We start from the raw sequence: 14,260 nt of genomic DNA on the forward strand, positions 1-14,260 counted from the left end.
AAGGCTGCGTCGCTGTTTGCAAAGCGACGCAGCCTTCGGCAGCTGCTACGGGTGAGTGGGGCTTGCGCCCCGTACAGCCTTACGCGGCGCCCTGGCCCTCGGCCAGGAAGAACCAGGTTTCCAGCACGGAGTCCGGGTTCAGCGACACGCTTTCGATGCCCTGCTCCATCAGCCACTTGGCCAGGTCAGGGTGGTCCGATGGGCCCTGGCCGCAGATACCGATGTACTTGCCAGCCTTGTTGCAGGCGGCAATGGCACTGGCAAGCAGCTTCTTGACCGCCGGGTTACGCTCGTCGAACAGGTGCGCGATGATACCCGAATCGCGGTCCAGGCCCAGGGTCAGCTGGGTCATGTCGTTGGAACCGATGGAGAAGCCGTCGAAGAATTCCAGGAACTCATCGGCCATCAGCGCGTTGGACGGCAGCTCGCACATCATGATCACGCGCAGGCCATTCACGCCACGGCCCAGGCCGTTCTCGGCCAGCAGGTCGACCACCTGGCTCGCCTCGCCCAGGGTGCGCACGAACGGCACCATGATCTCGACGTTGGTCAGGCCCATGTCGTTGCGCACGCGCTTGAGGGCGCGGCATTCGAGTTCGAAGCACTCGCGGAACGACTCGCTGATGTAGCGCGAGGCGCCACGGAAGCCCAGCATCGGGTTCTCTTCTTCCGGCTCGTACAGCTTGCCGCCGATCAGGTTGGCGTATTCGTTGGACTTGAAGTCCGACAGGCGCACGATGACCTTCTTCGGCCAGAACGCCGCGGCCAGGGTGCTGATGCCTTCCACCAGCTTGTCGACGTAGAAGTCCACCGGCGCGCTGTAGCCGGCGATGCGCTTGTCGACGCTGTCCTTGATGTCGGCTGGCAGGCCGTCATAGTTCAGCAGCGCCTTGGGGTGCACGCCGATCATGCGGTTGATGATGAATTCCAGGCGCGCCAGGCCGACACCGGCGTTGGGCAGCTGGGCGAAGTCGAAGGCGCGGTCGGGGTTGCCGACGTTCATCATGATCTTGAACGGCAGCTCGGGCATGGCGTCCACCGAGTTCTTCTTGATGTCGAAGCCCAGTTCGCCCTCGAAGATGTAGCCGGTGTCGCCTTCGGCGCAGGACACGGTCACGCCCTGGCCGTCGACCAGCAGCTGGGTGGCGTTGCCGCAACCCACCACCGCCGGAATGCCCAGCTCGCGGGCAATGATGGCCGCGTGGCAGGTACGGCCGCCACGGTTGGTGACGATGGCGCTGGCGCGCTTCATCACCGGTTCCCAGTCCGGGTCGGTCATGTCGGAGACCAGCACGTCGCCTGGCTGGACCTTGTCCATCTCGGACACGTCCTTGATGATCCGCACGCGGCCGGCGCCGATGCGCTGGCCGATGGCACGGCCTTCCACCAGCACGGTGCCCTTCTCTTTCAGCAGGTAGCGCTCCATGACGTTGGCCTGGGCGCGGCTTTTCACGGTTTCCGGACGCGCCTGCACGATGTACAGCTTGCCGTCGTCACCGTCCTGGGCCCATTCGATGTCCATCGGGCACTGGTAGTGCTTCTCGATGATCATGGCCTGCTTGGCCAGCTCGCTGACCTGCGCGTCGGTAAGGCAGAAGCGCGCGCGGTCGGCCTTGTCGACGTCGACGGTCTGCACCGACTTGCCGGCCTTGGCCTCGGCGCCGTAGATCATCTTGATGGCCTTGCTGCCCAGGTTGCGGCGCAAAATGGCCGGGCGGCCCGCTTCCAGGGTGTGCTTGTGCACGTAGAATTCGTCAGGGTTGACCGCACCCTGCACCACGGTTTCGCCCAGGCCGTAGGCGCCGGTGATGAACACCACGTCGCGGAAGCCCGATTCGGTGTCCAGGGTGAACATCACGCCAGCGGTGCCGGTTTCCGAACGCACCATGCGCTGCACGCCGGCCGACAGGGCCACCAGCTTGTGGTCGAAGCCCTGGTGCACACGGTAGGAAATGGCGCGGTCGTTGAACAGCGAGGCGAACACCTCCTTGGCCGCGCGGATGACGTTGTCGACGCCGCGGATGTTCAGGAAGGTCTCCTGCTGGCCGGCGAACGAGGCGTCGGGCAAGTCTTCGGCGGTAGCGGAGGAACGCACGGCCACGGCGATGTCCGGGTTGCCCTTGGACAGTTCGGCGAAGTGGGCGCGGATCTCGGTGTTCAGTTGTTCGGGGAACTCGGCGTCCATGATCCACTGGCGGATCTGCGCGCCGGTCTTGGCCAGGGCATTCACGTCATCCACGTCCAGGGCGTCCAGCGCCGCATGGATCTGAGCGTTCAGGCCGCTCTGTTCGAGAAAATCGCGGTAAGCCTGAGCCGTAGTGGCAAAGCCACCGGGTACCGATACGCCGGCACCGGCAAGGTTGCTGATCATCTCGCCAAGGGATGCGTTCTTGCCCCCCACATGCTCAACATCGTGTTTGCCGAGCTTATCGAGGGAAACTACGTACTCTACCAAGGTGATCTCTCCACTAACTGTGTTGGAAAAGCTCAGGACCCGTACAGCTCCCGATTGGGAGGGTGCCGAGTGTTTATGGCCTGGACCCGGAAAATAAGTGAGAATGCCAGGCAATCAAGGCCGGCAAATCCGGCCTATCATATCCAAGAATCGTCACCAGCTTAAGGCCCAAGGCGCAAATGAAACGATCTGCTTTCTTTATCTCCGACGGCACGGGTATCACCGCCGAAACGCTGGGGCAGAGCCTGCTGGCTCAATTTGAGAACATTACGTTCAACAAGTTCACGCGCCCCTACATCGACAGCGTCGACAAAGCCCGGACGATGGTCAAGCAGATAAACGATTCAGCCGACCGCGACGGCGTGCGACCAATCATTTTCGATACCATCGTCAACCAGGAAATCCGCGAGGTGCTGGCCACCTCCAACGGTTTCATGATCGACATCTTCTCCACCTTCCTGGCCCCGCTGGAGCAGGAACTGAGCGCCCATTCGTCCTATTCGGTGGGCAAATCCCACTCCATCGGGCACAACTCCAACTACATGGAGCGCATCGAGGCGGTGAATTTCGCCCTGGACAATGACGACGGCGCGCGCACGCACTACTACGACAAGGCTGACTTGATTCTGGTCGGTGTTTCCCGTTGCGGCAAGACGCCAACGTGCCTGTACATGGCAATGCAGTTCGGTATTCGCGCAGCCAACTACCCGCTGACCGAGGACGACATGGAGCGCCTGCAGCTGCCGGCAGCCCTCAAGGCCCACCAGCACAAGCTGTTCGGCCTGACCATCGACCCCGACCGGCTGACCGCCATCCGCCACGAACGCAAGCCCAACAGCCGCTATTCGAGCTTCGCCCAGTGCGAATTCGAGGTGCGCGAGGTGGAAAACCTGTTCCGCCGCGAGAACATCCCCAATATCAATTCAACACATTTCTCGGTTGAAGAGATTTCCGCCAAGATCCTTGTAGAGAAAGGCGTGGAGCGCCGGTTCAAATAACCCCGACCCCGCACCCCGTTCGCTGGCGCCATGAAACCATCATGCTAGAATGCGCCGCCCGCGCCGTGGGTGCTGATTTCCGGGAACCATGACCATCAAGCCTCTGCACCGCCTGATCTGCCTGCTGTTCGTCCCAGGCCTTGCCACGGCCGCCGAAAAGACCACCTACGGCCTCAACGAATACGCACGCCTGGACGATATCGACCTGCAGGTGGCCGCCAAGCTCGACACCGGTGCCAAGACCGCCTCGCTCAGCGCCCGCGACATCAAGCGGTTCAAGCGCGACGGCGAGTCCTGGGTGCGCTTCTACCTGGCCATCGACTCGGCCCATAGCCACCCCATCGAACGCCCCCTGGCGCGTGTCACCCATATCAAGCGCCGCGCCGGCGACTACGACGCCGACGCTGGCCAGCACTACACCGCCCGCCCGGTCATTACCCTGGCCGTGTGCATGGGCCAGGAAGAACGTGACATCGAGGTCAACCTCACCGACCGCAGCGCGTTCCAGTACCCGCTGCTGATCGGCAGCGACGCGCTCACGCATTTCAATGCGCTGGTCGACCCCAGTCTAAAATATGCCGCCGGCAAGCCTGCCTGCCGCAACGCTCCTACCGCAGAGTAATCCCGATGCGTTCGCTTACCCTCCACCTGAAAGTCCTCATCGCCGTCCTGGTCACCCTGGGCCTGGCGATCACGGCCTATCAGATCTTCGTGCTCGGCATCCCCATGACCGAGGACGAGACCGACGACCTATGGAACATCGACGCCAAGGTCGAGTTCGTCGCCAGCCCCAAGGACCCGGTCAAGATCCAGATGTTCGTACCACCGCTGACCCGCGACTACGTGAGCCTGAACGAAAGCTTCATCTCCAATAACTACGGGGTGAACGTCAACCGCATCGACGGCAACCGCAAGGTCACCTGGTCGGCGCGGCGCGCCAGCGGCAACCAGACCCTGTACTACCGCCTGGTGCTGACCAAGCGCTACAGCAGCGAGAAGCCCAAGATCAAGGGCCCGACCTTCCGCGACAGCATGACCATCGACGGCCCGGAGAAGATCGCCGCCGAAGCCCTGCTGGCGCCGATCCGCCAGCATTCGGCCGACGTCGAGACCTTCGTCAGCGAGACCATCAAGCGCGTCAACAACCTGGGCGACGACAACGTCAAGCTGCTGCTGGCGGGCGACCCGTCCACCGCGCACAAGGCCAGCATCGTCGACCTGCTGCTGTCCATCGCCCACGTACCCATGGAAAAGGTCCACACCATCCGCCTGGTGGCCGACCAGCCGCAAGCACCCGAACTGTGGCTGCGCAGCTTCAACGGCAGCCAGTGGCTGTACTTCAACCCCGAGACCGGCGAACAAGGCCTGCCCGCCGACCGCCTGGTGTGGTGGACCGGCGACGAAAACCTGATCAGCGTGGAAGGCGGCAAGAAGGCCCTGGTGACCTTCACCCTCAACAACAGCGAGATGAATGCCATCCGCCTGGCCAAGCTGACCGACGCCAACACCGACGCCGACTTCCTCGAATACTCGCTGTACAGCCTGCCGCTGCAGACCCAGCAGACGTTCATGATCATGGTGATGATCCCCATCGGCGTGCTGGTGATCCTGATCCTGCGCAACCTGATCGGCCTGCAGACCCTGGGCACCTTCACCCCGGTGCTGATCGCCCTGGCGTTCCGCGAGACCCAGCTGGGCTTCGGCATTGCCCTGTTCACGGTGATCACCGCCCTGGGGCTGTCGTTGCGCTCCTACCTCGAGCACCTGAAGCTGCAGATGCTGCCGCGGCTGTCGGTGGTACTGACCTTCGTGGTGGTGCTGATCGCCGCCATCAGCCTGTTCAGCCACAAACTGGGGCTGGAGCGCGGCCTGTCGGTGGCGCTGTTCCCGATGGTGATCCTGACCATGACCATCGAGCGCCTGTCCATCACCTGGGAGGAGCGCGGCGGCAGCCATGCCATGAAAGTGGCCATCGGCACGCTGTTCGCCGCCTCGCTGGCGCACCTGCTGATGACCGTGCCGCAGCTGGTGTACTTCGTGTTCACCTTCCCGGCCATCCTGCTGATCATGGTGGGCTTCATGCTGGCCATGGGGCGCTACCGCGGCTACCGCCTGACCGAGCTGTTGCGCTTCAAGGCCTTCGTCAAGGCGGACAGCTGAATGTTCGGCCTGTTCAAGACCTGGAAAGCCCTGCAGGCGCGGGGCATCATGGGCATCAACCGGCGCAACGCCGACTACGTGCTCAAGTACAACAAGCGCAGCCTGTACCCTATCGTCGATGACAAGATCATCACCAAGGAACGGGCGATCGCCGCCGGCATCCACGTGCCGGAAATGTACGGGGTGATTTCCACCGAGAAGGAAATCAGCCAGCTGCCGGCCATCATCGGCGGGCGCAGCGACTTCGTCATCAAGCCGGCCCAGGGCGCCGGCGGCGACGGCATCCTGGTGGTGGCCGACCGCTTCGAGGGGCGCTACCGCACGGTGTCGGGGCGCATCATCAGCCACGACGAGATCGAACACCAGATTTCCAGCATCCTCACCGGCCTGTACTCCCTGGGCGGCCACCGCGACCGCGCGCTGATCGAATACCGGGTCACCCCCGACCAGATCTTCCGCAGCATCAGCTATGAAGGCGTGCCGGACATCCGCATCATCGTGCTGATGGGCTACCCGGTGATGGCCATGCTGCGCCTGCCCACCCGCCAGTCCAACGGCAAGGCCAACCTGCACCAGGGCGCCATCGGCGTGGGCGTGGACCTGGCCACCGGCGTGACCCTGCGCGGCACCTGGCTGAACAGCATCATCAGCAAGCACCCCGACACCACCAACGCGGTGGACGGCGTGCAACTGCCCAACTGGGACGGTTTCATGAAGCTGGCCGCCGGCTGCTACGAGCTGTGCGGCCTGGGCTACATCGGCGTGGACATGGTGCTGGACCAGGAAAAGGGCCCGTTGATCCTGGAGCTCAACGCCCGCCCGGGGCTGAACATCCAGATCGCCAACGACTGCGGCCTGACCCACCGCACCGAAGCGGTGGAAGCGCGCCTGGCGGAACTGGCCGCCGAAGGGCTGACGGAAAGCGCTGCAGAGCGCGTGCGCTTTACCCAGGGGCTGTTCGGGCACGTGCCGACGCCAGCCTGACCGCAACCTGTAGCCGCTGCCACAGGCTGCGCTGGCCCCTGAGTACACTCGACAACTTCAGCGTACATGAGGGCCAGCGCAGCCTGGCGGCAGCGGCTACAAAGTTTGCCTCCACAGGTCTACAATCGCCCCCCTCGCTTTTCGATGGTGTTCCACCGCCCGCATGCCTACCTGCTCCGTCGTACCCCTGCCCTACAGCCCCGACCCCGGCGCCTGGTTCGCCGCCATCCGCCACGCCCCCGGCGCCATCCTGCTGGACAGCGCCAAGCCGGCCGCCGAGCGCGGGCGCTTCGACATCCTCAGCGCCTGGCCGATAGAAACCCTGCGCGCGCTGCCAGATGAAAGCGGCGACGCCTACCTGCAACGCCTGCGCGCCGCCCTTGGCCGCCTGGGCCCGGCGCAGCTGCCCCAGGGCATGGAGCTGCCGTTCGCCGGCGGACTGATCGGCTACCTGAGCTACGATTTCGGCCGGCGCCTGGAGCACCTGCCCAGCGTGGCCGTGGACGACCTGCAACTGCCCGATGCGCACCTGGGCCTGTACGCCTGGGCGCTGATCAGCGACCACCAGTTGCGCAGCAGCCAGCTGATATTCCACCCCAGCGTGGGCGCCGACGAGCGCCAGCGCCTGGCCACGCTGTTCAGCCAGCCCGCCAGCAGCGCGGCCGGCCCGTTCAAGCTGGACGCCCCCATGCGCCCGGACCTGGCGCCCGAGCAATACCGCCAGGCCTTCGAGCGCATCCAGGCCTACATCGCCGCCGGCGACTGCTACCAGGTGAACCAGACCCAGCGCTTCCGCGCGCCCTGCCATGGCGACCCATGGACCGCCTACCGCGCCCTGCGCGAGGCCTGCCCGACGCCGTTTTCCGGGTTCCTGGCCCTGGAGGACGGCAGCGCCATCCTCAGCCTGTCGCCGGAGCGGTTCGTGCAGGTCAGCGACGGCCACGTCGAGACCCGCCCCATCAAGGGCACCCGCCAGCGTGACGCCGACCCTGCGCGCGATGCCGCCAACGGCCGCGAGCTGCTGGCCAGCCTGAAGGACCGGGCGGAAAACCTGATGATCGTCGACCTGCTGCGCAACGACCTGGGCCGCACCTGCAAGATCGGCTCGGTGCGCGTGCCCGAGCTGTTCGCCCTGGAAAGCTACCCCAACGTGCACCACATGGTCAGCGCCGTGATCGGCCAGCTGGCCGACGGCAAGGACTGCCTCGACCTGCTGGCTGGCAGCTTCCCCGGCGGCTCGATCACCGGCGCACCGAAGATCCGCTCGATGCAGATCATCGACGAGCTGGAGCCCACCCGTCGGGCACTGTACTGCGGTTCGCTGCTGTACCTGGACGTGCGCGGGCACATGGACAGCTCCATCGCCATCCGCAGCCTGCTGGTGAAGGACGGCCACGTGAGCTGCTGGGGCGGTGGCGCCATTGTGGCGGATTCGCGCTGGGAAGATGAATATGCCGAGTCGGTGTTCAAGGTCAGGGTGCTGATGGACACCCTCGCCGCCCTGTAGCCTCGCGGCAGCGGCTACAGGTGCCAGACAGGCCCTGCCCAGCAATTTTTGTTACCATCGGACACAAATGAGCGCCCAAGCGCCGAATGACCTAGGAAGCCGCCTGATGAGCCTGAACCTCGACGTCGCCGAACTCGCCGCGACTTATGCCAACAAGTCCCCCCAGGACATCCTCAAGCTTGCCTTCGAGCACTTCGGCGACGAGCTGTGGATCTCCTTCAGCGGCGCCGAAGACGTGGTGCTGGTGGACATGGCGTGGAAGCTGAACAAGAACGTCAAGGTATTCAGCCTCGACACCGGCCGCCTGCACCCGGAGACCTACCGGTTCATCGACCAAGTGCGCGAGCACTACAACATCACCATCGAGCTGGTGTCCCCCGACCACACCCGGCTTGAGCCGTTCGTGAAGGAAAAGGGCCTGTTCAGCTTCTACAAGGACGGCCACGGCGAATGCTGCGGCATCCGCAAGATCGAGCCGCTGCGCCGCAAGCTGTCCACCGTCAAGGCCTGGGCCACCGGCCAGCGCCGCGACCAGAGCCCGGGCACCCGCAGCCAGGTGGCGGTGATGGAAATCGACGGCGCGTTTTCCACGCCCGAGCGCCCGCTGTACAAGTTCAACCCGCTGGCGCAGATGAGCAGCGAGGAAGTCTGGGGCTACATCCGCATGCTTGAGCTGCCGTACAACAGCCTGCACGAGCGCGGCTTCATCAGCATCGGCTGCGAGCCCTGCACCCGCCCCGTGCTGCCCAACCAGCACGAGCGCGAAGGCCGCTGGTGGTGGGAAGAAGCCACGCAGAAGGAATGCGGGCTGCATGCAGGCAACCTGATCCAGAAAGCCTGAAGCAAAAAAAACCGGCCAGATTGGCCGGTTTTTTTATGCCCGAAGGCCGGGAATCAATGCACCGGCAGTTCGACGCCGTCGAACAGCTCTTCCAGCTCCTGCTTGTTGTGGCACTGGATGGCCTTGGCCATCACGTCACGGGTCAGGTGCGGGGCGAACTTCTCGATGAAGTCGCACATGAAGCCACGCAGGAAGGTGCCACGGCGGAAGCCGATCTTGGTGATGCTGGCCTCGAACAGGTGGTCGGCGTCGAGCATGACCAGGTCACTGTCGAGCTTGGTGTCCACCGCCATCTTGGCGACGATGCCCACGCCCAGGCCCAGGCGCACGTAAGTCTTGATTACGTCGGCGTCGGCTGCGGTGAACACCACCTTGGGGGTCAGGCCGCGGTGGCTGAAGGCTTCGTCCAGCTTGGAACGGCCGGTGAAACCGAACACGTAGGTCACGATCGGGTATTCGGCCAGCACTTCCAGGGTCAGCTTCGGTAGCTTGGTCAGCGGGTGCCCCTGGGGCACCACCACGCAACGGTTCCAGCGGTAGCACGGCATCATGATCAGGTCGCCGAACAGCTCCAGCGCCTCGGTGGCGATGGCGAAATCGACGGTGCCGTCGGCGGCCATCTCGGCGATCTGCATGGGCGAGCCCTGGTGCATGTGCAGCGCCACGTCGGGGTATTGCTTGATGAAGTTGCTGATCACCGGCGGCAGCGCGTAGCGCGCCTGGGTGTGGGTGGTGGCGATGGACAGCGTGCCTTTCTTCTCGTTGGAGAATTCCTGGGCGATCTGCTTGATGCTTTCCACCTTGCGCAGGATCTCGCCGGCGGTGGTGATGATGCGCTCACCGGCCGGGGTGACCCGGGTCAGGTGCTTGCCGCTGCGGGCGAAGACTTCAACGCCCAGCTCGTCCTCGAGCAAGCGGATCTGCTTGCTGATGCCGGGCTGGGAGGTATAGAGACTTTGTGCTGTCGCGGAGACGTTGAGGTCGTGGTGCGCTACTTCCCAGATGTAGCGCAATTGTTGAAGCTTCATATGAATCCCTCAAAGCAGATAAACGCCAACAGCGACGAGTTATAACTATATTAATGGTCTGGGTAATAAATCTAGAACTTTTTATCAGAATTTGTACGTGAGTGCACCCTTGCCCGTGCTCAAGCCTTGCGCCGGCCCAGCTGCTGGGACAGCGGCACCATGTAAACCGGCACCGTAGAGAGCTGCAGCACCCGCGCGGCGGTGCGCCCCAGGGGAATGTCGGCACCGGCGCCGTGGCTGTGGCTGCCGACGATCAACAGGTCCACCGCCAGGCGCTGGGCCTGGTCGAGGATGACCTGGGCCGGGTCGCCCTGGCGCACGCGCACGGCGGTGATCAGGGCCAGGTCCTGCTGGCCTTCGCCCAGCTCTTCGCGAAAGCCGTCGAGCACCTTGTGCTCGATGCCGGCCATCATGGTGCTCAGGCCCTCGCTGTGCAGCTCGTTGAGGGTAGGCTCGTCCAGGTAGCTCTGCAAAACCGACTCGGCGAACAGCCCCATGGGCTCCACGGCATGGATCACGTAGAGGTCGGCCTTGAAGGTGCGCGCCAGGGCCAGCGCGTGTTGCATCACGTAGGGGGCGTACAGACCCAGGTCAGTGGCATACAGCATCGAACGGATCATGTGATCTCCTCGACTGCCAAAACGGCAGAGCTTGCACAAGCTTAGCAGCGCCGCCCACAGTCCGACGCCCCGCTCATAACCTCGCGGACGGGACTCACGGCAGCTCGTCGGGCGCGCGCAGCAAGGCCTCGCGCACCCGCAGGTCGATTTCGCCCGCCAGCAGCCGCGCGTTCAGCGCGCCATGGAACTGGCCGTCGTGCACGACAAAGATTGCAGGCAAGTGGAAGACCTCGTACCTTTGCACCGCGCCGAAGTTGTCGCCGGCGTCGATCCAGCACAAGCGCTGCACCGCCAGCGGCAGGCGCGGCAGCTCGCGGCGCGCCACCCGGCAACTGGCACAGCCGGCGCCGGTGAAAATCAGCAGTGACGTACCCGGCGCATCCAGCAATACGTGATCTATAGTCAAATCAGTCAGTTCCAGTTCCTGCAGGGGCCTGCAGGCATCTTCGTCAACCAGCTGACACTCGGAGCCAGTGTTCATGGGTCGTTTTCTTCCTCATCCTTTCGATGTAGCCGTAGAGTTGAACCTGTGTCACCGCCCTGCCCTTGCCGCCCGCCGCCTGCACGTGATCAGCCTGGGCGGCGTAGCCTGCCAGCACCACCGCGCCTACCGCGCCGGCACCGCCATCGACCTGAGCATGCCCACCCTGAACAACGGCCTGCGCTACCCCGGCTACGTGGCCTGGTGCCGCAAACAGCCTGCAGGCTACCTGATCGGCGTGGCCTTTACCGATGAACAGACGCTGTTCGGCGCGCGCATGGGCGAGCAGGTCTGCCAGATCCAGCAATACTGCGAAACACAATCACCCTTTTCCGCCAACGTGGAAAGCATCGACGCGCTGGCCCGGCAGTGGGTGGAGCGCCACGCTGCGGAGTTCTCCCAGGCCAGCCTGAGCGACGCTTCGTATTAAATTCGTTACGCATTTCGCCCGCGCCCCATTGTCGCAGCCCCTGCGTTCGCGCTAAGGTTCCGGTCCCCGCTGCGCCCAAAATAAGCTGTGCTCCGCCGCGCGGGGGGATCGCTGGCGGCCGGCACCCGTGACCTGACGAGTAACACGATGGCTGATTTACCGATCGACGACCTCAACGTCGCCTCCAACGACACCCTGATCACCCCCGACCAGCTCAAGCGGGACATCCCCCTGAGCCCGGCCGCGCTGAAGACCGTGACCCAGGGCCGCCAGGTTGTCCGCGACATTCTCGATGGCAAGGACCACCGCCTGTTCGTGGTGATCGGCCCCTGCTCCATCCACGACATCAAGGCCGCCCACGAATACGCCGAGCGCCTCAAGGCCCTGGCCGCTGAAGTGAGCGACACCCTGTACCTGGTGATGCGCGTGTACTTCGAGAAGCCGCGCACCACCGTGGGTTGGAAAGGCCTGATCAACGACCCGTACCTGGACGACTCGTTCAAGATCCAGGACGGCCTGCACATCGGCCGCCAGCTGCTGCTGGACCTGGCGGAAATGGGCCTGCCGACCGCCACCGAAGCCCTGGACCCAATCTCGCCGCAGTACCTGCAGGACCTGATCAGCTGGTCGGCCATCGGCGCGCGCACCACCGAATCCCAGACCCACCGGGAAATGGCCTCGGGCCTGTCTTCGGCCGTGGGCTTCAAGAACGGCACCGACGGCGGCCTGACCGTGGCCATCAACGCCCTGCAGTCAGTCTCCAGCCCGCACCGTTTCCTGGGCATCAACCAGGAAGGTGGCGTGTCCATCGTCACCACCAAGGGCAACGCCTACGGCCACGTGGTGCTGCGCGGCGGCAACGGCAAGCCCAACTATGACTCGGTAAGCGTCGCCCTGTGCGAGCAGGCCCTGAACAAGGCCAGCATCCGCCCCAACATCATGGTCGACTGCAGCCACGCCAACTCCAACAAGGACCCGGCCCTGCAGCCGCTGGTGATGGAGAACGTCGCCAACCAGATCGTCGAGGGCAACAACTCGATCATCGGCCTGATGGTGGAAAGCCACCTGAACTGGGGTTGCCAGGCCATTCCCAAGGACCTGGCCGAGCTGCAGTACGGGGTGTCCATCACTGATGCCTGCATCGACTGGGCCAGCACCGAGACCACCCTGCGCAACATGCACGCCAAACTCAAGGACGTGCTGCCCAAGCGCGCCCGCGGCTAAGCAGCGCGCACATGAAAACGCCGGGGCATGCCCCGGCGTTTTCGTGTCTGGCTGGTGGCCGACGCGCGTTCAGGTCTTGGCGGCGTGCCGCTGGTGACGTTCCATGTAGCGCTCCACGTAGGAGCACGACGGGATCACGGTGTACCCCATGCGGTCGGCATAGGCCAGCGCCTGCTCGGTAAGGGCCGCGGCAATGCCGCGGCCGCGCAACGCGTTGGGCACGAAGGTACGATAGATATCCAGCGTCTGCTTACCCAGGTCCATGTAGGTCAGGTAGGCACGATGACCGTCTACGTTGGTCTCGAATTGGTGACCGGCCTGGTCATGGTGGATGGACAACGCCTCGCTCATCACAACTCCTCGCGGGTCTTGTATGTGACCCTTACCTTACCGATGTTTTTCCGGCGAAGGAACCTTCTACGCCACCCCGTGCCTGTTTCGACACAGAGACGAGCTTTGTCGTTCTCTTTTCAAAGGAGCACGTAGCTCAATAGTAGGCGCCGTTGCCACCGACACTCAAGACACTCGCCCGGCTGCACGTAACATTTACGTGACCGAACATCTGAAGGCAGCCCCGACTGAACATTGCCGAATGTTAAACCTTCGACGACTGCCGACAATTGAAGTCACTACTAGTTCAGTAAAAAACACTTTAGCAGGCTTTACCAAACACACCGGGAAGGGTTGCCCAGGTTTAATAGTGACCGCTGCAAAGGTGATGCAGCTCACACCTCGGCCGCCCCCTGACGCCTTTTCCAGACTGGCTGGTGGAACCTGTACGTGGGCTGTCGTCAATACAACAGAGGGGTCGGTGAGAATTTTTTTTGCTTCTTGCGTTAGGTCATTTTACTTACTACAAGTAATGGGTACTATGTACGCCGGCTATTTTCTCACTCACGAGAGATGGCTTTAAATAGAAAGTCCTTGAAGGGGATCACGATGAACAACGTTCTGAAATTCTCTGCTCTGGCTCTGGCCGCCGTCCTGGCTACCGGTTGCAGCAGCGCCTCCAAAGAAACCGAAGCTCGCCTGACCGCTACCGAAGATGCTTCGGCTCGCGCTCAAGCTCGTGCTGACGAAGCTTATCGCAAAGCTGACGAAGCTCTGGCTGCTGCCCAGAAAGCTCAACAGACTGCTGACGAAGCCAACGAGCGCGCTCTGCGCATGCTGGACAAGGCAAGCCGTAAGTAATAGTCCCTCGGGATTATTGCAAGGCCAGCCCACCTTTGGTGGGCTGGCTTTTTTTATGCCTGGAAAAAACAGCGGCCGTTACCATTGCTTGTGATCTTGCCTTGGCTTGTGATCTTGATCTGGCTTTTGATCTGGCTTTTGATCTGGCTTTTGATCTGGCTTGTGATCTTGATTGTATGCCCCGTAAAGCGCCCGGGCCGACTGGAGGCGTCGCTCAACGGGCTGCCCGAAGGGCCGAGGCCGCAGGCCGAAGAGACGGTAACCCGCAGGCTTCTATAGCGGGTGCCGTCTGCCCGTTGAGCGGCGCCGGAAGGAGGGGACCCGTAGCGCAGCGGAGGGCC

Annotated in this window: 15 protein-coding genes; 9 read left to right on the forward strand and 6 right to left on the reverse strand. The window is 63.4% G+C overall.

Going from position 1 to position 14,260, the window contains the following annotated elements; all coding sequences use genetic code 11:
• Positions 1–79: 79 nt before the first annotated feature.
• Positions 80–2,455 (reverse strand): phosphoenolpyruvate synthase, encoded by a 2,376-nt coding sequence (gene ppsA / locus AC0Z2B_RS32115; RefSeq protein ID WP_476302170.1) that lies wholly within the window; start codon positions 2,453–2,455, stop codon positions 80–82.
• Positions 2,456–2,634: 179 nt separating this feature from the next.
• Here ppsA and ppsR point away from each other — a divergent pair, with 179 nt between their 5' ends.
• The 6 genes from ppsR (at position 2,635) to AC0Z2B_RS32145 (ending at position 8,945) form a co-directional block, all read left to right on the forward strand.
• Positions 2,635–3,453, forward strand: a complete 819-nt coding sequence (ppsR, locus tag AC0Z2B_RS32120) for a posphoenolpyruvate synthetase regulatory kinase/phosphorylase PpsR (protein ID WP_416423317.1) — start codon at positions 2,635–2,637, stop codon at positions 3,451–3,453.
• Positions 3,454–3,541: 88 nt separating this feature from the next.
• Positions 3,542–4,075, forward strand: a complete 534-nt coding sequence (gene rloA / locus AC0Z2B_RS32125) for a retropepsin-like aspartic peptidase RloA (protein ID WP_416423316.1) — start codon at positions 3,542–3,544, stop codon at positions 4,073–4,075.
• A gap of 5 nt (positions 4,076–4,080) precedes the next feature.
• Complete coding sequence (rloB, locus tag AC0Z2B_RS32130; protein WP_476302173.1) at positions 4,081–5,613, forward strand: osmotic stress tolerance membrane protein RloB; 1,533 nt, start codon at positions 4,081–4,083, stop codon at positions 5,611–5,613.
• Positions 5,614–6,597 carry an alpha-L-glutamate ligase-like protein gene (locus AC0Z2B_RS32135; protein WP_476302175.1) on the forward strand — a complete coding sequence of 328 codons (984 nt, stop codon included), beginning with the start codon at positions 5,614–5,616 and terminating at the stop codon, positions 6,595–6,597. It begins immediately after the preceding gene.
• Positions 6,598–6,760: 163 nt separating this feature from the next.
• On the forward strand, positions 6,761–8,104 hold the full coding sequence (pabB, locus tag AC0Z2B_RS32140; protein ID WP_476302177.1) for an aminodeoxychorismate synthase component I: 1,344 nt from the start codon (positions 6,761–6,763) through the stop codon (positions 8,102–8,104).
• Between the two features lie 106 nt (positions 8,105–8,210).
• Positions 8,211–8,945, forward strand: a complete 735-nt coding sequence (locus tag AC0Z2B_RS32145; RefSeq protein ID WP_476302179.1) for a phosphoadenylyl-sulfate reductase — start codon at positions 8,211–8,213, stop codon at positions 8,943–8,945.
• Between the two features lie 53 nt (positions 8,946–8,998).
• Here the strand turns inward: AC0Z2B_RS32145 and cysB are convergent, their stop codons facing one another.
• The 3 genes from cysB to AC0Z2B_RS32160 all read right to left on the reverse strand — a co-directional run bounded on the left by cysB (position 8,999) and on the right by AC0Z2B_RS32160 (position 11,074).
• Positions 8,999–9,973: an HTH-type transcriptional regulator CysB gene (gene cysB, locus AC0Z2B_RS32150; protein WP_476302181.1), complete on the reverse strand. Its 975-nt coding sequence runs from the start codon at positions 9,971–9,973 to the stop codon at positions 8,999–9,001.
• Between the two features lie 119 nt (positions 9,974–10,092).
• Positions 10,093–10,593, reverse strand: a complete 501-nt coding sequence (locus tag AC0Z2B_RS32155; protein WP_416423310.1) for a universal stress protein — start codon at positions 10,591–10,593, stop codon at positions 10,093–10,095.
• Positions 10,594–10,687: 94 nt separating this feature from the next.
• Positions 10,688–11,074, reverse strand: a complete 387-nt coding sequence (locus AC0Z2B_RS32160) for a YbbN family protein (RefSeq protein ID WP_476302183.1) — start codon at positions 11,072–11,074, stop codon at positions 10,688–10,690.
• Here AC0Z2B_RS32160 and AC0Z2B_RS32165 point away from each other — a divergent pair.
• On the forward strand, positions 11,073–11,504 hold the full coding sequence (locus AC0Z2B_RS32165; RefSeq protein ID WP_416423308.1) for a PilZ domain-containing protein: 432 nt from the start codon (positions 11,073–11,075) through the stop codon (positions 11,502–11,504). The two genes, AC0Z2B_RS32160 and AC0Z2B_RS32165, sit on opposite strands and share 2 nt — an antisense overlap.
• Positions 11,505–11,651: 147 nt before the next feature.
• Positions 11,652–12,728 (forward strand): 3-deoxy-7-phosphoheptulonate synthase, encoded by a 1,077-nt coding sequence (locus AC0Z2B_RS32170; protein WP_416423307.1) that lies wholly within the window; start codon positions 11,652–11,654, stop codon positions 12,726–12,728.
• A 69-nt stretch (positions 12,729–12,797) separates the two neighbouring features.
• Here the strand turns inward: AC0Z2B_RS32170 and AC0Z2B_RS32175 are convergent, their stop codons facing one another.
• Complete coding sequence (locus tag AC0Z2B_RS32175) at positions 12,798–13,079, reverse strand: GNAT family N-acetyltransferase (RefSeq protein ID WP_416423306.1); 282 nt, start codon at positions 13,077–13,079, stop codon at positions 12,798–12,800.
• 588 nt (positions 13,080–13,667) lie between these two features.
• On the opposite strand from AC0Z2B_RS32175, the gene oprI reads away from it, so the two are divergent.
• Complete coding sequence (gene oprI, locus AC0Z2B_RS32180; RefSeq protein ID WP_008372139.1) at positions 13,668–13,919, forward strand: outer membrane lipoprotei OprI; 252 nt, start codon at positions 13,668–13,670, stop codon at positions 13,917–13,919.
• Between the two features lie 53 nt (positions 13,920–13,972).
• Here the strand turns inward: oprI and AC0Z2B_RS32185 are convergent.
• On the reverse strand, positions 13,973–14,260 hold a 288-nt coding region (locus AC0Z2B_RS32185; protein ID WP_476302186.1), incomplete at its 5' end, for a hypothetical protein.

The sequence above is a fragment of the Pseudomonas sp. GYB4201 genome (assembly GCF_056312595.1).